The organism is Thiocapsa rosea (genome assembly GCF_003634315.1).
Lineage (GTDB): Bacteria > Pseudomonadota > Gammaproteobacteria > Chromatiales > Chromatiaceae > Thiocapsa > Thiocapsa rosea.
In genome coordinates this window covers 4,714,821-4,740,934 of sequence record NZ_RBXL01000001.1, presented here as the reverse complement: position 1 = coordinate 4,740,934, position 26,114 = coordinate 4,714,821, and the positions used below count along the sequence as shown (strand labels likewise).

The window sequence follows — 26,114 nt, the reverse complement described above, 5'->3', positions numbered from 1 at the left end:
ACGTGAACCTTAGCAGCCCGCGCAGATGCTGTCCGCGGTTGGACGGCGCCGAGGCCGAATGGATCCCGCCGGCGAGGTGTGCGTCTTGTCCTGATGCGCGTTGCCCCGACCTTGGCGGGACACACACGTTTCGAGACGCAGGCGCATCGCATGGATTCTCTTTCGGATCTGCTCGTCCGATTTCCGCATTCGGGCGAGGTGGCGTGGATCGGCCGACGGCCGGCACGACGGGCGGAGATGATCCACTGCACCGAGGTGACGGTGTTGGCCGGGCGCGGCCTCGAGGGCGATCATTACGCAGGCCGATCGGGTTCGCGCGGTGTGACCCTTCTGCAGGCCGAGCACCTCGCGGTCTTGGGTGCGCTCTTGCGCCGGAATCCGATCGACCCCGCATTGCTGCGGCGTAATTTGGTCATCTTTGGTGTCAACCTCCTGGCACTGAAAGGCCAACGATTTCGCATCGGGACGGCGGTGCTCGAAGGAACGGGTCCGTGCCCGCCCTGCTCGCGCATGGAGGACGCATTGGGTCCCGGAGGCTACAACGCCATGCGTGGTCACGCCGGCCTGAACGCACGGGTGATCACGGGCGGGATCATCCGGCTCGGAGATGCCGTGGTTCCATGCCTTGCCGAGATCGACCGAAAGGAGATTTTTCCGCGATGAGATGCCCATTCGCCGCTCCGTTCAAGATCCAGTCCGGAGGACTGATCGGCCTGCAGCGTCTGCTCGGGGAGTCCGATGCAGATGGACGCCTGTCCGATATTGCCGATCTGACAATACGCGCGTCCGCGCACTTCGGCGGGGCCGATCGCATCCCCTATGCGGCGATGGTCGACGATATGACGGCCTTCAAGCTGGAACGGCGCGCGGGGCGTCGTCGATGATGACGGCCAAGTCCACAAAGCCGTCGTCGTCTATCGCTTGTCGCCTCTCGGTGTGTCGCCGGCTCTGCCAAACGGGCCTCGCCCTCCTGGTTCTGTTACTCGTCTGGCCGGGTTCGATCTCGGCAAACCTCGTTACGACCGAGAATGTGACGGCCCGCTTGGTCGCGGAGCGGAGCGAGATTGCGCCGGGCGAGACGGTCGATCTGGCCCTGGTGTTCGAGATCCGACCGGGCTGGCACACCTATTGGCGCAATCCGGGCGACTCGGGCGATCCGCCGCGTGTTGAATGGACGCTGCCGGAGGGGGTTGAAGCCGGTCCGTTGAGTTGGCCGCGACCCGAGGTGATCCCGGTCGGGCCTTTGGCCAATTACGGGTACTCCGAGCGCGTCGTTCACCTGATCGCCCTCTCCGTGCCGGCTGATTGGCCGATCGGCGAGCCCGTGCGTATCCGCGCGGATGCCGACTGGCTGGTGTGCGAGGAGCACTGTATCCCGGAGTCGGGCCGCTTCGATCTGACGCTTCCGACCGGAGCCGGAGCCGGGGCCAGACCGGGTCCGATCGATCCGGCGCAGGCGGAGTTCTTTGCCGCCGCCCGCGTGGGATTGCCGAACGGGCGAATCGAAGGTGCCGCGCTCGGTGTCGCGGGCGCGGGGCTTGGTCTCGTCATCCCGTTGGATGAGCTTTCCGAGGAGATCGACGGGGCCTGGTTCTTCGCCGGCGAATGGGGCCTGATCGAGCACGCCGCGGAGCAGCCCTGGCGACTGCTCGACGGCCACCTGCGGATCGATCTGTTGCCCGGTGCCTTGTCGGACCAAGCCGCGCCCGATGGGTTGCTGGTGGTTGCGGACGCGCTCGGAGAGGTACGCTCCTACGAGGTCGCGGCGGTGCGTGGACCGCTCCCCGAGGAGGTTGCTCGGGATCGACCGATCGGGTTGCCGCTGGCATTCGCCTTCGCCCTGCTCGGCGGCCTGATCCTGAACCTGATGCCGTGCGTCTTTCCGATCCTGGCGATGAAGGCATTGAGTCTGGTCAATGGCCTGTCCGGGCAAGGTCCGGAGGCGGCACGCGAGCGGGTTCTCCACGGCGTGGCCTATACGACGGGGGTGCTCCTGTTCTTTGCCGGCCTTGCGGTCCTCCTGTTGGCCCTGCGCGCCGGTGGTGCCGCCGTCGGTTGGGGTTTTCAGCTCCAGTACCCGCCCTTCGTCGTCTTCATGGCCTACGTCTTTTTCGTGATCGGGCTGAGCCTCTCGGGCGCGGTCACCCTCGGCGCGCGGCTGATGAGCTTGGGTGGCGCCCGAACGGGATCGGGCACCGCGGGTGCCTTCGGCACCGGCGCCTTGGCGGCCTTGGTCGCCGCACCCTGCACCGCGCCCTTTATGGGCGCCGCCTTGGGCTATGCCGTCACCTTGAGCTGGCCGCTCGCGTTGGCGATCATGCTGACCCTGGGGTTCGGCTTGGCGCTCCCGTTCCTTTTGTTGTCGCTGGTCCCGCAGTTGGCCCGTCTGCTGCCCAAGCCGGGAGCCTGGATGGAGACCCTCAAGCAGGCGCTCGCCTTTCCGATGTTTGCGGCCGCGGCCTGGTTGGTCTGGGTCCTGAGCGTGCAGACGGGATCGGCGGGGGTCGCGCTGGTACTGGGCGGTCTCGTTCTATTGGCCTTCGCGCTCTGGTTACGCGAGCGCACGCGAGGGCTGCCCTCGGTGCGGCGGCGCTGGGGTCTCGCCGGGACCTCGGCGGCGCTGATCTGCGCCTTGTATCTTGGGGTGGCAACCGATCGACTGACGGCACCGACGCTGTCGGAGGGCGAGGTGTCCGCGAGCGGTCTCGCGAGCGAGCCCTATTCGCCGGAGCGTCTCGCTGCGGCGATTGATGCGCGCCGACCGGTCTTCGTCAACATGACGGCTGCATGGTGCATCACCTGTTTGGTGAACGAGCGCGTCGCCTTGAGCGCGTCGGACGTCGCGCGCAGCTTCACGGATGCCGGTGTGCTGTATCTCAAGGGCGATTGGACCAACCGCGACCCTGCGATCACCGCCTATCTTGCCGATCACGGGCGCAACGGCGTCCCGCTCTATGTCTTCTATCCGGCCGACGGGGATCCGCAGGTCCTTCCGCAGATCTTGACCGAGGACATGGTGCTGCGCGCGATTCGCACGTCGGCACCGGGGTCGTCCGGGCGCGATGGATGAGTCGAGCCCGAGGCGTCGCGTCTGCGTGATCCCGTGCAGACGGATGATTGATCACCCACCAGAGAGAAGGAGAGAACCATGAAGCACGCTTTTCGGAACACCCTCGTCGTAGGCGTTGTCGCCTTGGCCGCAACACTGGGCTTCGGCGTCGCTGTCGCGGCCCCGAAGATCGACGCTCCGGCACCGGATTTCAGCGTCGTGGACACTGCAGGCGAGACCTGGACCCTCGGCGGTCTTGTGGGCAAGAAGGTCATCCTGGAGTGGACGAATCACGATTGCCCGTTCGTAGTCAAACACTACGCCTCGGGCAACATGCAGGCCCTGCAGAAGGAGGCGACCGAAGCGGGTTATGTCTGGCTGTCGGTGATCTCCTCGGCCTCGGGCAAGCAGGGGCATGTGAGCCCGGCGGAGGCCGATGACCTGACCGACAGCCGCGGTGCTGCGCCGACTGCTGTCCTGCTCGATACCTCCGGGGCCATGGGTCGCGCTTACGATGCCAAGACCACGCCGCATATGTACGTCATCGATTCCGAAGGGAACCTGGTGTACATGGGCGGCATCGACGATAAGCCGACGAGCAATCAGGCTGATATCGCGGGTGCGAGCAACTACGTGCGTCTCGCCATGGCCGATCTGGCGGCAGGCAACCCGGTGACCACCCCGGTGACTCGGCCCTACGGGTGCTCGGTGAAGTACTGATGCGTCGGCTTTGAATCTGGCGGGCGGGACTGTAGACTTCAGCGTTTTCCCCACCCCCAGCGTCAAGAGGTTGTCCAGTGGTCGCCCCCGAGCCCGAATTTCACCGCATCAAGCGGTTGCCGCCCTATGTCTTCAACATCGTCAACGAGTTGAAGGCCGAAGCGCGAGCCCGGGGCGAGGACATCATCGACTTCGGGATGGGGAATCCCGACCAGCCGACCCCGCAGCACATCGTCGATAAGCTGGTCGAGGCGTCGGTCCGCAAGGACACGCATCGCTATTCGGTCTCGCGCGGGATCCCGCGACTGCGCCGCGCTATCTGTCATTGGTATCGCGATCGCTTCGATGTCCATCTGGATCCGGACAGCGAGGCGATCGTGACCATCGGCTCCAAAGAAGGACTTGCCCATCTGGCGCTCGCCACGATGGGAGCCGGTGATTCGGTCCTGGTGCCGAATCCGGCCTACCCGATCCATCCCTACGGATTCATCATCGCCGGTGCGGACGTGCGTCATGTGCGCCTCACGCCGGACGTGGACTTCTTCGAGGAGCTGCAGCGCGCCATCCAGGACTCTTGGCCGAAACCCAAGATGCTGGTTCTGAATTTTCCGGGAAATCCGACCACGCAGTGCGTCGAGTTGGATTTCTTCCAAAAGGTCATCGACATCGCCTCCGAGCACGGGATCTGGGTGGTCCACGATATCGCCTACGCCGATATCGCCTTCGATGGCTATCGTGCCCCCTCGATCCTGCAAATCCCCGGAGCGAAGGATATCGCTGTCGAGTTCTTCTCGATGTCCAAGAGCTACAACATGCCGGGCTGGCGCGTCGGCTTCATGTGCGGCAACCGCACGCTGGTCGCTGCGCTTGCGCGCATCAAATCCTATCTCGACTACGGGACCTTCACGCCGATCCAGGTCGCGGCCATCGCCGCGCTGGAGGGGCCGCAGGATTGCGTGCGCGAGATCAGCGACACCTACGAGAGCCGGCGCGATGTTCTATGCGGCGGTCTGAACGCCGCGGGCTGGCCGATCGAGCCGCCGAAGGCGACGATGTTTGTCTGGGCGCCGATCCCCGAGCCCTATCGGTCACTCGGCTCGCTCGAGTTTTCCAAGAAGCTCCTGCAGGAGGCGAAGGTCGCGGTCTCGCCCGGGATCGGATTCGGCGAATACGGCGACGGCCACGTGCGTTTCGGGCTGATCGAGAACGAGCACCGTACTCGCCAGGCGATCCGCGGGATCAAAGAGATGTTCCGCCGCGAGTCGCGTGCCGGGAGCTGAGCTTTCGAACAGGTTGAGGTACGCGTCGGCGAACCGATTTGCGAACACCGATTTGCGAACAAGGGGTGCATGAATGGAACCGGTTAAGGTCGGACTTCTGGGTTTGGGTACGGTCGGCGGCGGCACCGTGACGGTCTTGGCGCGCAACGCCGCGGAGATCGCGCGGCGCGCCGGTCGCGGGATCGAGATCTCGCACGCAGCGGCTCGGGACTATGATCCGGAGCGCATTCAAGGTCTGGAGGCGATCGGGCGGATCGGCTCGGACGCCTTCGCCGTGGTCGAGGATCCGGACGTCCGGATCGTCGTCGAGCTGATTGGCGGGTACTCGCCTGCGCTTGAGCTGGTGCTCAAGGCGATCGAGAACGGCAAGCACGTGGTCACGGCCAACAAGGCGTTGATCGCGCGGCATGGCAACGAGATCTTCGCCGCGGCGCGCGAGCGCGGTGTCATGGTGGGCTTCGAGGCGGCCGTCGCCGGCGGCATTCCCATCATCAAGGCCCTGCGCGAAGGCTTGGCGGCAAACCACATCGAGTGGATCGCCGGCATCATCAACGGCACCGGCAACTTCATCCTGACCGAGATGCGCGACAAAGGTCGCGATTTCGCCGATGTCCTCGCCGAGGCCCAGGCGTTGGGCTACGCGGAGGCCGACCCGACCTTCGACGTCGAGGGCATCGACGCTGCGCACAAGCTGACGATTCTCAGCTCGCTCGCCTTCGGGGTTCCGCTTCAGTTCGAGCGGTGTTTCACCGAGGGCATCTCGAAGGTCGGCGCACTGGACGTCGCCTATGCCGCCGAGTTGGGCTATCGCATCAAACACCTCGGCATCACCCGTCGCAGCGAAGACGGGATCGAGCTGCGCGTGCACCCGACGCTGATCCCGGAGCGCCGTCTGATCGCGAACGTCGACGGTGTGATGAACGCCGTGTTGGTCAAGGGCGATGCGGTCGGGCCGACACTCTATTACGGCGCCGGGGCGGGCGCTCTGCCGACCGCCTCGGCAGTGGTCGCGGACCTGGTGGATGTGGTGCGTGCCCTGACGACGGATCCCAACAACCGGGTGCCGCATCTGGCTTTCCAACCCGACGAGTTGGCCGACACCCCGGTGATGCCGATGGAGGCGGTGCAGACCGCCTATTATCTGCGCCTCGCCGCGCTCGATCAGCCCGGCGTCATGGCCCGCATCGCGAGCATCCTGGGCGAGCAGGGCATCAGTATCGAGGCGATCAAGCAGAAGGAGCCGGAGGAGGGCCAGACACATGTGCCGCTGGTGATGCTGACCCATCGCGTGATCGAGCGTCAGATGAACGAGGCAATTGCCCGGATCGAGGCGTTGGACTCGGTACAGGGCGAGGTTACCCGTATTCGGATGGAGACCTTGTCGGGCTAAAACCGTGCGCGGAGCGCCTCTGCTCCGCGACTCTGTGCGTCACGCGACACGGATTAAACCGCGTCCAAAATCGAATACCGCGCTGGGCGCGGTTTAAGGCCAAAGGCGGATCGCGGCAACGACGAGTGCGCCGACGCTAACCGTCAGACCGAATGACCAGAACATAAAACGGTCGAGCCGCCGGGTCAGCTCTTCGAATCGCTTGTCCATGGCTTCGAAGCGTTTTTCGACGGCATCGAAGCGCTGATCCATGTTCCGCTGCATTTGCTCGAAGCGCTTATCGACGGCCTCGAAGCGCTGATCCATGTTCAGCTGCATTTGCTCGAAGCGCTTATCGACGGCCTCGAAGCGCTTGTCCATGTTCAGCTGCATCTGCTCGAAACGCTTCTCCACCGCGTCGAAGCGTTTGTCCATCTGCACCAGGATGGTCTTGATCAGCTCGCGCTGGTGCCTGAGTTCCTCCTCCACGCGGACCATGCGCTCGCGCAGCTCGATCTCGTAGACAGCCGGGGGCTTGGCGAATGACTGCTCGGCCAGCCATTCGCCCAGATGGGCCTTGATGAATTCGATGTCTTCCCGTGCCAGGGCCATGTGTCCCTCCCGTCGCGCTCCGTCCGGAGATGCGTATTAATCTAACCTAAACCGCCTGGCGCGGTATGCGATGTTTTGGATCAGTCTCGGCAGAGGTCAGCCGCAGGCTGCCCAGTTCGGCACGACGCCCGGCAAGGTTCGGCATCCTACGGCCCGATTCGACCGCTACAGAGGTGCTCTTGTTCACCGCCCCAGATCCTTGAAATAGAATTCCGAGACCAACCGCTCGACGGGGACATAGTCATCGGTCAAGAGCGGCAGCGCGTCGAAGGCCGTCCCCGTTCGCATCATGGGATCGGTCGTGCGCAGCCAACGGTGATCGAAACCGCGTCGGGCGACGAGCGTCTCGGGCGGCTCGCGGGCATCGCTCGCGGAGATGACGAAGGTCATGCGCTCCGCCTCGGGCGGGACCATGTCCATCCAGACATGCACATGCTCGAACGACTCGGACAAGGTCTTCATCATGCTCTTGACCAGGCGTGGATCCGGAAAGGCGTCCAGGACGTTGAGCAGATAGATCCCATCCGGGTTCAGGCGGGACTTTGCAAGCTCCGCGTATTCGCGGGTCACGAGGTGGTAGGGGATGGAGATGTCGTGGAAGGCATCGGAGACGATCACGTCGTAGCGCTCCGAGGGCTCACGGGTGAGGACGACCCGTGCGTCCTCGTGGACGATCCGCATCCCCTCGGTGTCGAGGAACATCCGCTCTTCGGCCGTGCGGGTGACCAACGGGTCCAGCTCGGCGACGGTGACGGTTGCGTTCGGGGTCCGCGTCCGGACCGAACGGGGTAGGGTGTAGGCGCCGCCGCCCGCGAAAAACCAGCGCAGCGTCTCGGCCTTGTCGTCGCCGAAGTGCTCGAGTGCGAGCTCGTCCATCAACTGCACGTAAGGCGAGATCAGCATGCCGGGCTCGCTGTCGTGATTGATGCCGTGGATCAGATGGTCCAGCACCAGGCTGCGCGCGACGCCGAATGGCGCACGTTCGGAGTCGTCGACGACCCGGATGCAGAAGTAGTTGCTCTCCCGATCACAAGGATTGGAGAAGCCGTTGCGCGCGTCCGTCACCAGGATCAGGCCGACCGCTGCGGCAAGCGCAGCGACAGGTGCCACGCGTGAGCGCCCCTTGAAAAACGGCAGTGCCAACAGAAAGAGCCCGAGCGCGGTGCCGATGACGATGCCGCGCGTGCCGAGATATTGAATCAGCACATAGCCCGTGATGAAGGTGCCCAGGATGCTGCCCAGCGCCGCCAGTGCGTGCATCCGACCGACGATATGGCCGGTGCGTCGATCCAGCCCCAGTGCCAAGGTCGTCAGGAGCGGCGTCACCACGCCGAGCAAGACGGCCGGCATGAAAAAGAGCGCGAGGACGTAGAAGAAGCTCGCACCCAGCAGGGTCATCTCACGCGCCTCGATGAGCGGCGCGACCAGCGTCAAGAGCAAGAGGATGCCGAGGCTGAAGAGCCCGGCCAGCGCCAGCGTGATGCCGGCCGCCAGCTCGTTGCCTCCGCGATCGGCCCAGATCCCGCCGAGCCAGTTCCCGAGCGACAACCCTGCGAGGATCACGCCGATGATGGCGGTCCAGGTGTAGAGCGAGACGCCGACGTACGGGGCGATCAATCGACCTGCCAGGATCTCCAGGACCAGAAGGAACGCCGAGCTGAGAAAGATGGTGACGCCGTACCAGGTGATACGCAGACGGTCGGACACGATGGACTCCGGCAGTGGACGATCGGTCCGCAAGAATAGCGAAGGGCGGGAGCCTCGACCAGAGGACCGCCCGGACGCGGTTTAGGTGACGTGTCAGAAATAAGTTGAGCACCGAATCCAATCATTGTGGGGGCACAGACGTCGAGCCAGCGGCGTGCGGATTGGCTCCCGAGTCGGACGCGAACGCGCGATGTCTCACTCCACAGACGGCGGCTCCTCGCTGATCTCCTCCGGCATCGGCGGTATCTCCGACGGGCTCGAGGGTTCGACACCCGCGGATGGATCGGCCGCTTCGTCGGCCGAGAGAAGATCCTCGCTCTGGATGTCGAGCAGCTCTCCCAGATCGAATTCGGAGAGCTTGAAGTACCAGGGCCGTTCGGGGTCTTTGAGGACATAGTCCTCGCTGTCCTTGGCTTTTGAGATCCGATAGTGCCGCGTCGAGCCGTCGGCGAGCCCGATCTCGAGCGCGATCAGCGGATCCTGCTGATTGTAGGCAGGATCATCCGCGACGCCGAGCACGCCGCGGTAACCCAGATTGGCGAGGCGCAGTATCAGGGCCGAGACTGTCTCCTGGTCGAGAGGCCGATCGCTGTCGGCGAGCGCCCAGACACCTGTCTCGTCCTTGCTCAGGATCCAATCGCGCATGGCGATGCGGTTGATCTGCTCGCCCTCCAAGCGCAGGAGTCCGACCTCGATCCAGTCGTCGCGACGTGCGGAGACGTCGGACAAGGCAAGCCGGAGCTCGTGGACGCCCGGTTCACCCGGAAGACGCGCGAAGACGCGCCGGAAGCCGGGCGAGTCACCGATCAGGAGCCCGGCGATCGGTCCCGTCGCTCCATCGAGCGTCAGGCGCCGCTCGAAGGCGTCATCGGCGACCTTGAAGCGCTCGCGGGCCTCTTCGCTGGTGGCGATCGGAAGGGGTCGCTTCAGCGCAGCGAGATCGGCGAGGAATTGCTCGACCTTGGCGCTTTGAACCGGGAGGCCGTCCAGATCCGCGTCGACCCAGGTGTCGTCACGGCGCACAAGGGTCACGGACTCGGTTCCGTCGCCGCTCTGGATGCCCAGGCCCTGGACCTGATCGGGCGTAATCCCGAGCAGAGGTGTCTCGGTTGCGCTCGGTGAAAGTGCGCGACCGCTGCCGAGGTTCAGGCCGAGCGCGAGCAGAATCTGCAGGACCAGCAACCCGGCCAGCCCCATGACGATCGGCGCGCGCAGGTCCGGGCGCCAGCCGGTGTCGGATTGAACAGTCATGTCGGTCATTCTCGTTTTAAACCGCGCCCAACGCGATTTGCGTAGTTTGTTGGATTGACTTGGCCGCGCCGGCTCCGACAACTGTTGGAGCAGGCGCGGTTTAAAGTGTTAAAAAATAAATTCTTTTTAAACCGCGTCCCTGCTAAGGGCTGTGGATACGCCAAACGTCGAACCGACTCGAAAGTCAGCATTTCGCTCTGGACGCGGTTTAGCCTTGGATCAAGCACGCGGAAGATCGCCCAGAATTGCGTCGTCGGCCCGCTCGCGTCGTGCCCGGGCGCGTCGGTACAGCCAATACACCAAGGCCAGTCCGGCGAGGGCCAGGACATAGTTCAGGGTCTCCCAGAAGATGCGACCCTCGCGACCCACCGGCTCGAGCAGCCGGTTGAACTGGCCGCGTCCGCGCAGGGTGAGCAGGCCCCGGTCCTCCAGCGACCAGTCGACGGCGTTCTGGACCAGCTCGAGCGGAGCCAGATAGCGGCTCTGCGTCGCCTCGCTTGCGAGGCTGATGGCGGTATCCGAGAGGAAGGTCGAGGAGCCGATCAGGATCAGTCGTGCCGAAGCAGGCGATGTCTCCACCACACCCGAGATGACCGGGGCCTTGTCCTCGATGGGTTCGCCCGTGTCGGGGTCGATCGCTTGCGGGTCGGTGTCGTCCGGCTCGTTGTCTGCCGACGCTGTATCTCCGCGCGAGTCCTCCAGGAGCGGCGAAGGACGCCCCGCGAAGGCCGAGCCGAAGCGTCCCTCGACCGCGACGGCCAGCACTCGGCTGCCGCGATCCTCGCCGCGCGGGAAACCGAGACTGCCGTACGTCTCGAAGTCGGGTTGCATGTTCTCCGATTCGCTGGTCCAGGACCCGGAGGAGCTGCGGATCAGCTCGATCACCCGCCGACCGGCATTCTTCTCGCCATCGACCTGAATCGGCGAAGACCAGTTCATGGTGATCTGGCCAACCGCGGAGGTGATTCCGGAGTCCTGCGCGAGCCCGTCGCTGCGGACATCCGGAAAATAGGGATAGTCGAGCGTTTGGATCTCCTCGACCACGAAGCCGCCCAGATCGCGCTGCACCGGGATCGGGAAGGGCGTGTTCTTGGGGTCGAGCACCAGGCTCGGCTCGAGTGTCAGCCCCTGATGCGCGAGCCAGTCCTCCAACCCGGTCGGGGCGGCTTGCGCCGCAATGGAGCCCCCGGCCAGGTCCAGATCGAAACTGGATGCAGCCAGGATGACGGTCCCGCCCTGCATCAGGAACTGGTCGATGGCGAACTGCTGGCGCTCGTCCATCGCCTCTGGCCCGACCACCAGGAGCAGATCGGTATCCTCGGCGACCTGACCGGAGGTGAGATCCGTCTCGCGCAGATTGAATCCGCTGCGCAGGGTCTCCTGCAAGAGTGCGTAGCCGGGCCCGGGGCTCGGCTCGCCGAACATCCCGGGCATCGACGGTGGCGTGTAGAGCGCGATGGTGCGCAGCACGCCCGGTGCGAACCGCTTGATGCCGGCCTCGATGGCGCGTGCCAAACCCGCCCGATCGAGCGATTCGGGCAGCGGTACCGGAACGGCCTGATCGCCGGATTCGAGCACCATGTAGAAATAGAAGGGCGTGGGATCGAGCAGGCTGACCACCAGCGGCTCGAAGCCGAACTGCTCGGCAATCGTCCGGGCCAGTGTACCGTCGCCAGCTGCCGGATCCTGGATCTCGAAGCTGAAACGCTCGCCGCCGTTCGCGGCAAGCTCGGTCAATATCGACTCCACATCGGCCCGCAGGCCGGGCAAGGGCTCGGGCAGGCGATCGGCCGGCGAGATGAAGCCGCGGAAACGCACCGGTTCGGTCAGATTGGCGAAGAGATCGCCGGCACCTTGGTAGCCGTAGAGGACCTTGCGGATCACGCGGGTGAGGTCGTACTCGGGGTTGCGCAGACGCACGTCCAGATCGGTTTCGCCTTGGACCTTCACGTCGATGAGGTCCTGGAAGCCGAGCGTCTCGAACTGATCGCCGTACTTGATCAGGATGTCGAAATAGGAATTGACCACGGAGGCCTGATACTTGGTCGCGGTCTGGAAGGCGACGGGGCGGATCCCGTATTGCTCGCCGGCCTCGCGCTCGAGCTCGGGCGAGCGCTGAGGGTCGACGAATTCGACCTGGACTCGGCCGGCGCCGGCGATCTGATATTCACGCAGCAGATCGCGGATCTGGGGAACCAACGGGGCCAGCAAGGGGTGTGTGTCCGCGCTGAAATAGCCGCGGATCAGGAGCGGCTCCTGCAACTGACCAAGATAGGTTCGGGTCGCCTCCGAGATCGAGTAGACCCGACCCTCGGTGAGATCCACGCGGGCATTGCCGATGGCGCCGAGCCAGAGGTTCGCGGCCAGGAGGTTGGCGACCGCAAGCCCGGTGACAAGGCTCCAGCGTCGATGGTGCCGCCGGTTGGCGTCCGACTCGGCCCAGCGCAGCCGCTCCAGGCTGTAGAGGGTGAGGGCGAGGAAGGCGCCGACGATGGTCAAGTAGTAGAAGAGATCGCGCAGATCGATTACGCCGCGGGTGATGGACTCGAAACGCGAGCCGCTGCCGATGAGTCGAAGCAGCTCGCCGCCGCCATGCCCGACCAGGCTGGTCAGGGCCGGGGTGCCGATCAGGTAGAGGAGGGCGCCGACCAAGGTGGTCCCGATCAGGGCGACGATGGGGTTGTCGGTGCGCGAGGAGACGAAGAGTCCGATCGCCAGGTAGGCCGAGGCCAGCAGCAGGGTCGCCAGATAGGCACCGATCACCGGGCCCCAGTCCATCGGACCCAGGAAAGAGACGGTCAGCGGGATCGGCAGCGTCAGGGCCAAAGCGATCGCGACCAGGGCAAGGCCGGCAAGGAACTTACCCAAGACCAGATGCAGGGTCGGCACCGGCAGGGTCATGAGTGTTTCGAGCGTCCCGGCGCGTCGCTCCTCGCTCCACAGCCGCATGGTCAGGGCGGCGCAGAGAAAGATCAGCAGTACCGGCATCCAGACGAACAATGGGCGAGCATCGGCGATGTTGCGCGCAAAGAAGGCATCGACCCAGAAGAAGACGAAGAGCGAGACCGCCAGGAAGGCGCCGATGAAGAGATAGGCGACGGGCGAGCCGAAGAAGGCGCCGAGCTCGCGGCGTGCCACGCGCAGGATGTCAGACATGAGCCACCTCCATCTGCTCCAGGGTCACGGCTCCGAAGAGGTCTTCGAGGTCACGCCGCTCGGGCGCGAGCTCATAGAGGCTCCAAGGTTGTCCGCCGAGCGCCTTGGCGACCCGCGGCGCGAGCGCCTGAGGATCCTCCGCGCTCAGGGCGAAATGCTGCAGACCGGCGTCGCCGTCCCACGCCTCCACCCCCGTGACTCCCTCGATCTGCGCGAGCACCGGACGGGCCTCCTCGGGCGAGCAGTCGAGTGTGACGAGCAGCCGCTTGGGTCGCCCGATGGCATCCAGCGCGCTGTCGAGCGCCAGTTGGCCGCCGCGCATGATGAGCACCCGGCTGCACACCGCCTCGACCTCTTGGAGGACATGGGTGGAGATGATCAGGGTCGCGTCCTCGGCCAGCTCGCGCACCAGGCTTCGCATGTGCTGGATCTGGGACGGGTCCAGGCCGTTGGTCGGCTCGTCCAGGATGAGGATGGCCGGCTCGTGCAGGATCGCCTGGGCCACGCCGACGCGCTGCCGATAGCCTCGCGAGAGGGTGGCGATGGTCGCGGTCGCCTTGGGGCCGAGATCCGTGCGCTCGATCGCCCGGCGGATGGCCGCGGGTCGGCGGCTGTCGGCCATCCCGTGCAATGCTGCCTGGTAGTCCAGGTAGTCGATTACACGCATCTCGGGGTAGAGCGGGCAGTTCTCGGGCAGATAGCCGATGCGCCGTTGCGCCTCGCGCCGCTGCTCGGCGATGTCCAGACCGTCGATCCGGATCGAGCCGCTGCTCGGCTCCAGATAACCCGTCATCATCTTCATGATGGTGGTCTTGCCGGCCCCGTTGTGGCCGAGCAGTCCGACGATCTCGCCGCGGCCGATGTCGAACGACACCGCTTGCACCGCCTTGAGATCGCCATAGCTGCGACTCAGCTCGCGAACCTCGATCATGATGTCTCCTGCTGAACCGCGTCGTGTGCACTTTGGGCCGGCATCGCGCGGGATCGGATCTCGGCGATCCCGGGCGCGTCGGAGCGGACGCGGTTCAGGACTTGTTTGTTGGGAATGGAAACCGCGTCGAGGATCGAGCGATTCGGGACCGCCGAGTCCGGTTTCGGGAAAACCTCGGCGTATTGGACCTTGGCGCGGTTGGGCGTCTGTCGGGCCTCAGACGCTGCTCGGGCGCGAATTTCACCCGAGGCGGGCTTGGGATGCAAGACCTGTCGAGACCGTTCGTTGTCGTTGTCGTTGTCGTAATCGATGATCGATCCGACAACGACAACGACAACGACAACGATCTCGAAGGGTCTCGCTACAGTTCCTGTCCTGCGTGAGCAAGGCGTCAATCGCCGTCACGCTCCAAGGTGATGACCAGGTCGTCTTCCAGGTCCGGATCCATGGCGACGCGGACGACGATCGGGGCGCAACAGACCTGGCAGTCTTCGATGTAGGTCTGCGGAACGGCGCTGACGTCGATCGTCAGCTCGATCGGAGCGTCGCACCAGGGACAACGCGCATCGCGGGTCTCAAGTGGGTTCATCGGGAGTCGTAATCCGCCGCCAGAGGCGCCCGTCGTTCTTGAGCAGATCGCCCGCGGCGGCCGGGCCCCAGGTGCCGGCGGCATAGTTGGGAAAGTCGCGGGCGGGCAGGGCGGACCAGACGTCCTGGACCGATTGGACGATCTCCCAGCCTTTTTCGACCGTGTCGGCGTGCTTGAAGAGCGTGGCATCGCCGTTCATGCAGTCGTAGATGAGTGTTTCGTAACCCGTTGCGGGGGCATTGCCGAAGTAGTCGGCATAGCAAAAGTCCATGTTGACCGTGCCCACACGCATCCGCGGCCCGGGGATCTTCGCCCCGAAGCTGATCTGGATGCCTTCGTTCGGCTGGATGCGCAGCACCAACATGTCCGGGTTCATCTGGGCGGTGTCGGCGTCCTTGAACATGATCTTGGGCGCCCGCTTGAACTGGATGACCACCTCCGTGTATTGCGCCGTCAAGCGTTTGCCGGTGCGCAGATAGAAGGGCACCCCGGCCCAGCGCCAGTTGTCCATCGTCAGCTTGAGCGCGGCGAAGGTCTCGGTGCGCGAGTTGGGATCAACTCCCGGGGAGGATCGGTAGGCGGGCACCTTCTCTCCGTTCGGCATCACGCCTTCGCCGTATTGGCCACGCACGGCGTTTGTGAGGACCTGCTCCGGCGTCAGGGGATGGACGGCGTCGAGGACCTTGTTGATCTCGTCGCGCACGGCTTGCGAGTCGAACGAGTTCGGCGGCTCCATCCCGAGAAACCCGAGCAGAACCAAGAGGTGGTTCGGGATCATGTCCCGCAAGGCGCCCGCCGTATCGTAGTAGGGCCCGCGATGCTCCACGCCGACGGATTCGGCCACCGTGATCTGGACATGATCGATGTGTTGACGATTCCAGAGCGGCTCGATGAAGCCGTTGGAAAACCGAAAGACCATAATGTTCTGGACCGTCTCTTTGCCCAGATAGTGGTCGATACGGTAGATCTGGTCCTCGTCCAGCGTCTCGTGGAGCATCCGGTTAAGCGCCTTGGCGCTGTCCAGATCGATGCCGAACGGCTTTTCGATGATGACGCGACGCCAGTCGTTCTCGCACTCTGCGGTCAGTCCGACGGCACCGAGCAAGCGTGTGATGTCGCCGAAGAGCGATGGCGGAACAGCAAGATAGAAGAGATAGTTTCCGTCGGTTCCCCGCTCGGCATCGATCCCGGAAAGGCGCTCGCAGAGTTCGATGTAGGTCGCCTGGTCGGTGATGTTGCCCTGCATGTAGTGCAGCCGATCGCACAGGCGCGCCCAAGTCTCTGCATTCCATGCACTTCCGACGTTACGTTGGACCTCCTCGGCCATCATCGCCTGAAAAGCCGTGTCGTCCATCTCCAATCGGTCCAGCCCGACGACCGCGAAGGTGTCGGGGAGCAGGTTTCCGTGGCACAGATGAAAGAGCGCGGGGATCAGCTTGCGCTTGGTCAGATCGCCCGCGGCACCGAAGATGATCATGGCGTTCGGCGGGGCGGGCGGTGTGGTTTCGGCGCTCAAGCGCTGTGTGGGCAAGGGATCTCTCCTTTTTGTTCGTCAACTTAAACCGCGCCAGCTCCAACGCTCGTCAAGTCTTCCGGGGCTGACCCCATCCGAAAACAGCGCATAACCGGCCGGGCGCGGCTTAACGTTCGGGCTTCTCGTGATGGCCGCCGAACTGATAGCGCATGGCCGAGAGGATCTGATTGGCGAAATCCGCCTCGCCGCGCGAGCTGAAGCGCTCGAAGAGTGCGGTGGTGAGCAAGGGCGCCGGTGTACCGGTCTCGATCGCCGCGAGGCAGGTCCAACGGCCCTCGCCCGAGTCCGAGACGCGGCCGCTGAATCCTTCAAGCTGCGGGTCCGCGCGCAGCGCCGTTGCCGTCAGGTCCAGCAGCCAGGAGGCCACCACGCTGCCGCGACGCCAGACCTCGGCGACCTCGCCGACGTCGATGCGGTATTGATAATGCTCGGGATTGGCCAGAGGCGCGGTCTCGGCATCCACCGCATGCTCATCGAGCCCGACGCCGGCATGCTTGAGGATGTTGAAGCCCTCGGCGTAGGCGGCCATCAGCGCATACTCGATGCCGTTGTGGACCATCTTCACGAAATGGCCCGCACCGTTGGGGCCGCAGTGCAGATAGCCTTGCTCGGAGCGGCTGAAGGCGCCGTCGCGTCCGGCCGTGCGCTCGATCTCGCCCGGGCCGGGCGAGAGGGCGGCGAAGACCGGATCAAGCCGTTCGACCGCCTCGTCCTCCCCGCCGATCATCAGGCAGTAGCCCCGTTCCAGACCCCAGACGCCTCCGCTGGTTCCGCAGTCGACGAAGTGGATCCCCTTCGGTGCGAGGCGCTTTGCATGGGCGATGTCGTCGCGGTAGTTCGAGTTGCCCCCGTCGATGAGGGTGTCGTCGGTCTCCAGATGCGGGATCAGATCGTCGATGACCTGGTCCACGACCGCCGCCGGAACCATGATCCAGATGTTGCGCGGCGCTTCGAGCTTGGCGCAGAGATCGGCCATGTCCTGCGCACCGACGGCGCCTTCGGCGACCAGCGCCGCGACTGCGGCGGGATCGCGATCATAGACGACACACCGATGTCCGGCGCGCATAAGCCGGAGCACCATATTGGCGCCCATTCGACCGAGACCGATCATTGCGAGTTGCATGAGGCGTTTCCCCTATTGGCGGCTAAAGGTTTTAGACGGCGCGGCCTTCGAGCACCATCAGGCTACGCTGGGCGACCCGGACACGCGACCCGGACGTTGGGCACGGATCGGGATGCTCCAAGATCGCCGGTTCGCGGTCGGTGTCGATCGCCACATGCCAGGACCGGCCGGCGAGCGGTGGAACCGCGAACTCCAGTGGAGCCTTTCCCATATTGATCATGATGTGAAGAGGCGGCTCCTCGGCGGTGATCCCGGCGAGGGTGAGGGCCAAGGATTGCGCTGCGGGGTTGTCCCATTCCGGGGAATCGAGTCCCACTCCGTGCCAGGTGATATCCGGCAAGGTCTGGCCGTTCGCGGGCTCGCCGGTCAAAAAACGGCTGCGACGCAGGGTCGGGTGGCGTTGACGAAAGGCGATCATACCCCGGACGAAGTCGTGCATCCCGCAGTTGTCCTCGAGCAGGGTCCAGTCGAACCAAGAGAGGGCGTTGTTCTGGCAGTAGCTGTTGTTGTTGCCCTGTTTGCTTTGCAGCACCTCGTCGCCGGATCGCAGCATGGGCACGCCCTGGCTCAGCATGAGGACGGCGATGAAGTTGCGGGCCTGGCGTCGCCGCAACGCGAGGATCGCCGGATCATCGGTCGGGCCTTCGACACCGCAGTTCCAGCTCAGGTTGTCGTTGTGGCCGTCGCGGTTGTCCTCGCCGTTGGCCTCGTTGTGCTTGCGGTTGTAGCTCACTAGATCCCAGAGGGTGAAGCCGTCGTGGCAGGTGATGAAGTTGATGGAATTGCTCGGAAGCCGTCCGCGGCTCTGATACAAGTCGCTCGAGCCGGCCATCCGAGTCGCCACCTCGGCGACCATGCCGGTGTCGCCTTTGACGAAGCTGCGCATCAGATCGCGATAGCGTCCGTTCCACTCGGCCCATCGAAAGCCGGGGAAGTCGCCGACCTGATAGAGCCCTGCCGCGTCCCAAGCCTCTGCGATGATGTGTGAACGGCCCAGCGCGGGTGACAGCTCGGTCGCCCAAAGGATCGGCGCGTGATACTGGGGGTTGCCGTCCTCGCCGCGCGCCAGGGCGCTGGCGAGATCGAAGCGAAATCCGTCCACATGCATCTGACGCACCCAGTAGAGCAAGGCATCGATGAGGAAGCGTGTGACGATCGGATGGTTGCAGTTCACCGTGTTGCCGCAACCGGTGTAGTCGCGGTAGAGGCGCCGATCGGAGAAATCCAGATGATAGAAGACCTCGTTGCCGATCCCTTTGAAACTGATCGTCGGGCCGCTGTTGCCGCCCTCTGCGGTGTGATTGAAGACGACATCCAGGATCACCCCGATGCCGGCACGGTGCAGGGCCTTGACCAGATCGCGAAACTCGTCGCGGGCACGCGACGGATCCAGCGCGAAGCCGGGATGCGGTGCGAAGAAACTGTGGGTGCTGTATCCCCAGTAGTTCTCGAGGCCCATGGCCGCGGTCTTCGGCGGGACGTCTTGGGGATCGAAGGCCATGATCGGCATCAGCTCGACATGGGTGATCCCGAGGTCCTGCAGATAGGGTATTTTCTCGATCACGGCACCGAAGGTACCGGGGTGTGCAACCCCGGACGAGGGATGGCGCGTAAAGCCGCCGGCGTGCATCTCGTAAATCACTGCGGCGTTCAGCGGGATATATAGGGGCGTGTCGCCTTCCCAATCGTAACGGTCGTGTACGACCTGCGCGCGGATCGCGGTGGCGACATTGTCGCCGGGGCGGCAGGCCACCTCCCGGTTCCACAGCCGATCGTCGACCGTGACGGCCCAGGGGTCGAGGAGCGCCTTCTCGCCGTCCATCCGACACCCGATCTCGCGGGTGTCGCAGGTGCCGCGGATGCGCCAGTTGTAGAAGACTCCCTCGCCCAAGCCCTCGACGAAGATGTGCCAGAAGAAGAAGGTTCGATTCACCTGCGGATCCAGGGCGATGATCTCGTAGGGCTCGGGACTGGCTGACGTTTCGAACAGCAGCAGCTGAATGTCTTCCGCATAGCGCGAGAAGATGCAGAAATTCACCCCGTTGTCCGTTGCTCTGGCCCCGGCGTTGTCCCAGTTGCCGGGTTGAACCGAGTATCTCGCCTTCGCCATCGTCGTTCTCCTGACGTGAGGCCATCCGGACGTCGCCCGAAGGGACGCCGATCTGTGTCTAAACCGCGTCCCCGCGAAGGGCCGTGGCTGCATCAAACGCCGAGCTCACTCGAAAGCGAGCATTTTGCACTGGACGCGGTTTAGCGCCGATCGCTGCCGGGGATCATCTGTTGAATCACGCCCATCGGGTTGACTGCCGGCATCTGGTCGCTGCCGCCGACGATCCCCGAGAGGCGTTCCATTCCAACGCGCATCCTGCCCATGTCCTCGGCGATGGCAGGCAGGGTGGCGACCTGTTGGCCCATGGCGGAGACGTCTCGGGCGAGCGAGGTCATATCCAGGCGCATCCGGCCCATGTCGGCCGACATGGATGCCATCTCGCCCGCCATCAGGGCGACATTCGCGGAGATATCGTGCATCAACTTCACCATGTACAGGAATGCCGCGCCGGCGAGGAGTGCGGCGGCGAGGACCGCGAGGCGCGGCATGGCGGGGCTCGAATCGCGTGTCATGGCATGCTCCGGTGAGTCACCGACGAGCCCCGATGATGCCATGCTCGGGCACCTGTTTGCACGGATTGCACGGGATCGCACGGGATGACGAGAGCGCCGCTCGCCCGCGCCGAGGGTGTATGCTCGGGCGTCGAAGGGGTAAACGTGAATTGAAGGCCGGACTGTGGGATATTTCGAACAATGATCGGCCGCCGTTGCACTCGACCCGAGTCGAGGCGACGGATCAGAATAACCGACGGGCCGCGTCCGAGCATTGGGTTAAGCTCGGTGCGTCGGCTCCAGGCGCCGACAACAGGCCGCCACGACATACACCGAAGGGCGATTGACCAGCATCGAGGAGTCTTGACGCATCCCTATGGATTTTAGACATCATCCGGCCGATTCGACCAAAGTCCACGCCGTACCCGATGAGGCGCGCGATTGGACGGTCGCCGATCTGATCGACTTCGAGTACTACTTGAATGCCGACGAAAGCGAGCTGCGAGAGCATCCGTCGGCGCGCAAGACCTTTGCCGAGCGCGATCGTTCGCTCTACCTCGACGCGATCGCGCCCGAGATCGGCGATCAGCCGCCGCATACCCCGGCACATCGGCGCTTCAGCCTGCGCCGATGGCTGGCGGCTCGCCGCAATGCGGAGCCTCCTGAGATGCGCGGGATCCTGCCGGGAGCTGCGTTCGGGAGCGCCGAGCGGCTGGTCACCCTGCTGCTCGCGGTTGTCGGATTCATCTTCGGGATCGGGGTGGCCTCCACGCTGCTCAGCTACGACGGTACCCGTCCGGTCAGCGTCTCCTGGTATCTCTTTCTTCTGGTCATCGTGCAGTTTCTCCTCGTGGCGTCGCTGGTCACGGCCTGGGGGCTGCGCAAGGCGCGCGGGCGCGGCGCGGACACGGCGCCCGGCATCTTGATGCATGTGGTGCGTCCGCTCGTTGCCAAGGCTGCGAGCTGGCTTCAGAGGCAGCGGATCGGCCACGCCGCGGCCGAGATCCAGGATCAAGCGCACGCTCGGCACGGACTTCTCAAGTCGCAATACGCGGTCTATGGTCCGGTCTCTTACCTGCCCTTGTTGATCCCGGCCCAGATCTTCGGGGTCGCCTTCAACATCGGCGTCATCCTGACGACCCTGACGCTGGAATGGTTCACCGACCTGGCCTTCGGTTGGGGTTCGACCCTCAACGTCCATCCGCAGACGATCTTCGACTTGACCCGTTTGATCGCGCTGCCTTGGAGCTGGCTGCTCGGCGAAGGCATCGGCTACCCGAGCCTGGAGCAGGTGGCCGGCTCGCGCATCTTTCTCGAGCACTGGGCGAGCGTCACGCCGAACGTCAAGCCGGATCCGGCGCACCTGCGATCCTGGGGCTCGTTCCTGGTCATGTCGGTCATCACTTACGGGCTGCTGCCCAGGTTGATGCTGTGGGGCGGGTCGGTGCTGGCCCGACGCCTGATTCTGGCGCGCTTGCCCTTCACCCACAGCCGCACCCAGGCGCTCTATGCTCGCATGCTCTCGCCGCGCATCGAGACGACGCCGAGCGGTGAACGCTCGGGCGGCGAGAGGGGCAACGAGATGCCGATCCCGGCCGCGTCGACCTCGCGCAAGCCGCGTCCATCGGGACCGGACGGTCCGACCGCAGCGGAAGCGCCGACCTCGGCGCGCCCTTGGCGAAATGCATTGGTTCGCCGTGTCGAGCCGGGCGACGAGGCGCCGACCTCGACTCCGCCACCCCCGCTTGCAGCTGCGCCTGCGACACCGCCTGTCGTCGCGCCGCCTGTCGATGTCCCGAAAAGGGTTCCTGCCGCGCAGCCCGCGCAGCAACCGATGTTGCCGCGTGCGGTCGAGGCGCCTTCGACGGTCCCCGAGGACGCAATCCCCGTTGTTGCGGACGCGCCTGCTGCACGGGTCAGCCCCGAGCCGGAGGCCGAGCCAACGTCGAAAGAGTCCGAGCAAAGACCTGCCAAGACGGAAGCCGGGCCGGTCGAGGTGCCCTCCGCCCCCGCCAAAAAGCCAGCCGCGCCGAAGCAGGCGAAAGCACAGTCCGCCGTTGCGAAGGGAGCGGATTCGAAGGGCGCCGAGAAGCCGCCGGCGAAACCGCCTGAGCAACCCTCGCCTCGGCCGCAGATTGCAGAGACACCGACGCCTCACCCCGAGCAGACCCCCGAGCCGGCACCGGCAGCCGCAGTTGCCGTTCCGACACCGCCGACGTCAACACCCGCGAAAGGCACTCGCTTTGCCCCCGACGCCTGTTTGCTTCTGCTGCACGTCGACATCGACGACGTCCTCGAGGACGAGGATCGCCCGCGCCTGGAGCAGATGCTGATGCACCTCACCGGATGGCGGGTTGCGGCGACGGCGACCGTCGGTGCCGGCACCGCGATGACCGACGAGGCACTCGGTGTCCTGGAGCGGGGCGACTGGCAGGCACCGCCGCCTCGGGTCGTGGTGGTGGAGGACGGCTCTCAGCCCCCGATCACGGAGAGCCTGCGCTTCCTGCGCGAGCTGCGCGCAGCGGCCGGGACACGTGCCCAGATCATGCTCGCCCTTGTGGGTGATCCGACCGACGATGACCGTCTGCCGCCGATGCGCCCGTTCGATTACACGGACTGGCGGCGCAAGATCGATCAGATGGCCGACCCCTATCTGCGCTTGGAAATGCTTGCGCCGCCACACGAGGATGGAGACGACTGATGTCCGGGAAGATTCCAAGACTGGCGATCATGGGGCACCCGAATGCCGGCAAGTCCTCCGTGGTCGCGACACTGACCGAAAACGACCTGATCCAGATCGATAAACGCGCGGGCACCACGACCGAGGCGAACGTCTATCCCGTCGTCATCGACGGGCGACCGGTGATCGAGTTCATCGATACCCCTGGCTTTCAGAATCCCAACGCGATCCTGGAATGGTTTCAGGCCCAAAGCGACAAGTGCGAGCTGGCGCGGGCGTTCGTTGCCGCGCATCGGGCAGACCCCCTCTTTTCGCACGACTGCGAGCTTCTCGAGCCGGTTGCCGAGGGCGCCGCCATCATCCTGGTGGTCGACGGCTCCAAACGCATCAAGGAAAAGGACCGGGTCGAGATCGAGCTGCTGCGTCTGACCGCCCGCCCGCGCATGGCGATCCTGAACAACCTGACCAACAACACGCGTTACATGGCCCAGTGGCGCGATGCGCTCTGCAAGACGTTCAACTCGATCCGCGACTTCAATGCCCATCGCGCCACCTACGGGGAGCGCGTGCGGTTGATGCAGGCGCTCAAGAGCATCGATCAGCGCTGGGAGCCGCTCGTCGAAGAAGCGATCCATGCCTTCGAGCATGACTGGAACCGGCGTACCGATCAGGCCGTGACCACCATTCTTGATCTGCTCAAGGATGCGCTCACCTTCAAGGTGTCCAAGACGGTGAAGGAGAGCAAGCTGGTCTTCGAGAGCGGTCGCGAGCGTGTCAAGGAGGATGTGACGGCGGCGTTCGAAGACGGGCTGCGCCAGCTCGAAAGGAAGGCGCAGGAGCAGATCCGCGCGAATTTTCGGCACCATGTCTGGGATATGCCCCCGGATTCGATTCTCGGCAAGGATCTGCTCTCGGAGGACGTGAATCAGGCGCTCGGTCTATCCAAGCGCCAGCTTGCTTTGGTCGGCATGGCTGCGGGTGCGGCCTCGGGTGCGACCATCGACATCTCGACGGCCGGGCATACCTTCGGAGCAGGCGCGTTGATCGGTGCGGCGACGGGCGGGGTCTTGGGGTTCGTCGGAAGCAAGGCACTGGCCAAACTCAACATCGAGCGCGCCTCGGGAACGCAGCGTTTCACGGTCGGACCGGTTCACAATCCGCGTTTTCCCTTCGTCCTCCTGGATCGCATCGTGCTCTACAGTGCGCGGGCCATGAACTGGTCGCACGGTCGCCAAGCCGCGGAGGAGGACGCGCCCGACAAGATGCCCGAGAAGGAGATCCGCCGGGCCGGTTTCACGGAGGAGCTGCCCGCCGCGCAGCAACGTGATCTGGCGCGGTTCTTCAACGCGGCAAAGAAGGGCAAATCCGAGCGCGAGGAGGAGTGTCGCGCGATCATCAGAGGCATCCTGCAAGGGCTCGCAGTGAGCGAGATCGACAGTCGAGCGGATCTGTAATCGCTTAAACCGCGCCCGGTGCGGTATGCGTTGTTTGCTGGAATGGCTTGGCCGCGCCAGCTCCGACGACTGTCGGAGCTGGCACGGTTTAACGTCTTAAAAAAATTAAATTCTAAACCGCGTCACTCCAAAGGTCGGAAAGATCCTTGAGCCCGATACAACATGAACACGACGCATATCGCTCTGGACGCGGTTTAGGATGAAAGAGGACGAGCTGCTCGGGATCGACCGGGCTCACGCCTGGCATCCCTACACCTCTACGATCGATCGCGATCCGGTCTATGCCGTGCGCTCGGCGTCGGGCTGTCGGTTCCGGCTTATGGACGGCCGCGAGCTGATCGACGGCATGTCGTCCTGGTGGTGCGCGATCCACGGCTACAACCATCCGGTCATCAATCAGGCGGCGCGAGATCAGCTCGACGCCATGTCGCACATCATGTTCGGCGGGCTGACCCACGAGCCGGCAGTGCGCCTGATCGAGACCCTGGTGAAGCTGACCCCGGAGCCGCTGCAGCAGGTCTTTCTCTGCGACTCCGGCTCGGTTTCGGTCGAGGTTGCCATCAAGATGGCCATCCAGTACCAGCAGGCCGCCGGACGACCCGAGCGGCACCGCCTCATGACGATCCGCTCGGGCTATCACGGGGACACCCAAGGGGCCATGTCGGTCTGTGATCCGGTGACCGGGATGCACCATCTCTTCAGCCGCGTGCTGCCCGAGCAGGTCTTTGCGCCGGCGCCCGCGTGCCGATTCGGCGAGCCTTGTCGGCCGGAGCACATCGCCGAGTTTACTGCCTTGATCGAGCGGCATCACGCGGAGCTGGCCGCGGTCATCCTCGAGCCGATCGTGCAGGGGGCGGGGGGAATGCGCTTTTACAGCGCCGAGTATTTGGCGGAGGCTCGCCGGCTCTGCGACCGCTTCGAGGTGCTCCTGATCGCCGACGAAATCGCCACCGGCTTCGGGCGCACCGGCGCGCTCTTCGCTTGCGAGCATGCCGGCATTGCGCCCGACATCATGACGCTCGGCAAGGCCCTGACAGGCGGCTATCTGACCCTGGCGGCGACGCTCGCGACCGATCGAGTCGCCCGTACCATCTCCTCGGGCGAGCCCGGCGTCTTCATGCACGGCCCGACCTTCATGGGCAATCCGCTTGCCTGCGCAATCGCCAATGCCAGCATCGATCTTTTGCTGGCCTCCGACTGGCGAGCCAACATCGCTCGGATCGAGCGCGGTCTGGCCGCCGGACTGGCGGGCTGCCGAGACGTTCCGGGCGTGGCCGAGGTGCGCGTGCTCGGCGCGATCGGTGTGGTCGAGATGTGCGCGCCTGTCTCCATGCGCGAGATCCAGCGCCGTTTTGTCGCGCGCGGGGTCTGGGTGCGCCCGTTCGGCCGACTGGTGTATCTCATGCCGCCCTACATCATCGGCGACGAGGAGCTTGCGACACTCTGCGCTTCGGTCGTCTCAGTCCTCGGCGACATGGCGGTGGAGTCATCCGGATAGTGCCGCACCGCAGAGGTGTCGAGACTGTTCGTTGTCGTTGTCGTCATCGACCATGGAAACGACAACGACAACGACAACGACAACGACAACGAACGAGGAGTGTTGCTTCGGCCTGCGTTGCCGCGCGAACGACCCCACATGGAGGACAAAGGGATCAAACCGCCCCCCGATTCGACATGCCTCAGGAGCTGTGCCATGCAAGACCGCCCCATCATCAAGACCGCTATCCCGAAACGCCGCTATCAGGTCGGCAATCACTCGGCATCGCTGCTCGGCGAGATCGAGAGCGGGGATAGCCGTACCTATCGGTACATCCTCGCGTTCGTGCAAACCGGACAGCGCGAGCCCGTCTTCTATGTCTGTGTCGAGCCAAGCCCTCCAGCCGAGCGTGCCGACGGGGCCTACCGGCTCGGTATCGTCGGCGAGGTTATGTCCGAGGTGGTGGATACGGACGATCGCTGGGGCGATCTGGATGCCTTTGCCGAGCAGGCACTGAAGCTGGGCCAGCAGGCGCTCGGGCTGCAGCAGGCCTCCGTTGTCCGACAGATGTGATTCGGGCG

20 protein-coding genes are annotated in these 26,114 nt (G+C 64.7%); 10 read left to right on the top strand and 10 right to left on the bottom strand.

The window, feature by feature from the left end; all coding sequences use genetic code 11:
- Window positions 1–150: 150 nt before the first annotated feature.
- From BDD21_RS21040 to BDD21_RS21015, 6 genes are all read left to right on the top strand, one after another.
- Window positions 151–663: an MOSC domain-containing protein gene (locus BDD21_RS21040; RefSeq protein WP_120800053.1), complete on the top strand. Its 513-nt coding sequence runs from the start codon at window positions 151–153 to the stop codon at window positions 661–663.
- Entirely contained in the window at window positions 660–884 is a 225-nt protein-coding gene (locus BDD21_RS21035) for a hypothetical protein (RefSeq protein ID WP_120798830.1), read from the top strand. Before BDD21_RS21040 ends, BDD21_RS21035 begins: the two co-directional genes overlap by 4 nt.
- Window positions 885–1,030: 146 nt before the next feature.
- On the top strand, window positions 1,031–3,070 hold the full coding sequence (locus tag BDD21_RS21030; RefSeq protein WP_245969724.1) for a protein-disulfide reductase DsbD family protein: 2,040 nt from the start codon (window positions 1,031–1,033) through the stop codon (window positions 3,068–3,070).
- A gap of 78 nt (window positions 3,071–3,148) precedes the next feature.
- Window positions 3,149–3,769, top strand: coding sequence for a thioredoxin family protein (locus BDD21_RS21025; RefSeq protein WP_120798829.1), 621 nt, complete (start codon window positions 3,149–3,151; stop codon window positions 3,767–3,769).
- A gap of 77 nt (window positions 3,770–3,846) precedes the next feature.
- Window positions 3,847–5,049, top strand: coding sequence for an alanine transaminase (gene alaC / locus BDD21_RS21020; RefSeq protein ID WP_120798828.1), 1,203 nt, complete (start codon window positions 3,847–3,849; stop codon window positions 5,047–5,049).
- 73 nt (window positions 5,050–5,122) lie between these two features.
- Window positions 5,123–6,439, top strand: coding sequence for a homoserine dehydrogenase (locus tag BDD21_RS21015; protein WP_120798827.1), 1,317 nt, complete (start codon window positions 5,123–5,125; stop codon window positions 6,437–6,439).
- Between the two features lie 93 nt (window positions 6,440–6,532).
- Here BDD21_RS21015 and BDD21_RS21010 read toward each other — a convergent pair whose 3' ends face one another.
- The 10 genes from BDD21_RS21010 to BDD21_RS20960 form a co-directional block, all read right to left on the bottom strand.
- Entirely contained in the window at window positions 6,533–7,030 is a 498-nt protein-coding gene (locus BDD21_RS21010) for a hypothetical protein (RefSeq protein WP_120798826.1), read from the bottom strand.
- A gap of 183 nt (window positions 7,031–7,213) precedes the next feature.
- Entirely contained in the window at window positions 7,214–8,737 is a 1,524-nt protein-coding gene (locus BDD21_RS21005) for a fused MFS/spermidine synthase (protein ID WP_147431173.1), read from the bottom strand.
- Window positions 8,738–8,932: 195 nt separating this feature from the next.
- The gene (locus BDD21_RS21000) at window positions 8,933–9,988 is read right to left on the bottom strand and encodes a DUF4340 domain-containing protein (protein WP_120800051.1); all 1,056 of its coding nucleotides are present in this window, start codon (window positions 9,986–9,988) and stop codon (window positions 8,933–8,935) included.
- Window positions 9,989–10,207: 219 nt separating this feature from the next.
- Window positions 10,208–13,144 carry a Gldg family protein gene (locus BDD21_RS20995; protein ID WP_120798824.1) on the bottom strand — a complete coding sequence of 979 codons (2,937 nt, stop codon included), beginning with the start codon at window positions 13,142–13,144 and terminating at the stop codon, window positions 10,208–10,210.
- On the bottom strand, window positions 13,137–14,075 hold the full coding sequence (locus BDD21_RS20990) for an ABC transporter ATP-binding protein (RefSeq protein WP_120798823.1): 939 nt from the start codon (window positions 14,073–14,075) through the stop codon (window positions 13,137–13,139). Before BDD21_RS20990 ends, BDD21_RS20995 begins: the two co-directional genes overlap by 8 nt.
- Window positions 14,076–14,466: 391 nt before the next feature.
- Window positions 14,467–14,664: a CPXCG motif-containing cysteine-rich protein gene (locus BDD21_RS20980; protein WP_120798821.1), complete on the bottom strand. Its 198-nt coding sequence runs from the start codon at window positions 14,662–14,664 to the stop codon at window positions 14,467–14,469.
- The gene (zwf, locus tag BDD21_RS20975; protein ID WP_120800050.1) at window positions 14,651–16,141 is read right to left on the bottom strand and encodes a glucose-6-phosphate dehydrogenase; all 1,491 of its coding nucleotides are present in this window, start codon (window positions 16,139–16,141) and stop codon (window positions 14,651–14,653) included. Before zwf ends, BDD21_RS20980 begins: the two co-directional genes overlap by 14 nt.
- 163 nt (window positions 16,142–16,304) lie before the next feature.
- Window positions 16,305–17,321, bottom strand: a complete 1,017-nt coding sequence (gnd, locus tag BDD21_RS20970) for a phosphogluconate dehydrogenase (NAD(+)-dependent, decarboxylating) (RefSeq protein WP_120798820.1) — start codon at window positions 17,319–17,321, stop codon at window positions 16,305–16,307.
- A gap of 31 nt (window positions 17,322–17,352) precedes the next feature.
- Window positions 17,353–19,431, bottom strand: coding sequence for a glycogen debranching protein GlgX (glgX, locus tag BDD21_RS20965; RefSeq protein ID WP_120798819.1), 2,079 nt, complete (start codon window positions 19,429–19,431; stop codon window positions 17,353–17,355).
- 140 nt (window positions 19,432–19,571) lie between these two features.
- Window positions 19,572–19,943, bottom strand: coding sequence for a hypothetical protein (locus tag BDD21_RS20960; protein ID WP_147431172.1), 372 nt, complete (start codon window positions 19,941–19,943; stop codon window positions 19,572–19,574).
- Window positions 19,944–20,298: 355 nt separating this feature from the next.
- Here BDD21_RS20960 and BDD21_RS20955 point away from each other — a divergent pair, with 355 nt between their 5' ends.
- The 4 genes from BDD21_RS20955 to BDD21_RS20940 all read left to right on the top strand — a co-directional run bounded on the left by BDD21_RS20955 (window position 20,299) and on the right by BDD21_RS20940 (window position 26,106).
- Window positions 20,299–22,623, top strand: coding sequence for a DUF2868 domain-containing protein (locus tag BDD21_RS20955; protein ID WP_120798817.1), 2,325 nt, complete (start codon window positions 20,299–20,301; stop codon window positions 22,621–22,623).
- Window positions 22,623–24,056 (top strand): GTPase/DUF3482 domain-containing protein, encoded by a 1,434-nt coding sequence (locus tag BDD21_RS20950; protein WP_120798816.1) that lies wholly within the window; start codon window positions 22,623–22,625, stop codon window positions 24,054–24,056. Before BDD21_RS20955 ends, BDD21_RS20950 begins: the two co-directional genes overlap by 1 nt.
- Before the next feature lie 199 nt (window positions 24,057–24,255).
- Window positions 24,256–25,554 (top strand): adenosylmethionine--8-amino-7-oxononanoate transaminase, encoded by a 1,299-nt coding sequence (bioA, locus tag BDD21_RS20945; protein ID WP_120798815.1) that lies wholly within the window; start codon window positions 24,256–24,258, stop codon window positions 25,552–25,554.
- 195 nt (window positions 25,555–25,749) lie between these two features.
- Window positions 25,750–26,106: a hypothetical protein gene (locus BDD21_RS20940; RefSeq protein ID WP_120800049.1), complete on the top strand. Its 357-nt coding sequence runs from the start codon at window positions 25,750–25,752 to the stop codon at window positions 26,104–26,106.
- Window positions 26,107–26,114: the final 8 nt, after the last annotated feature.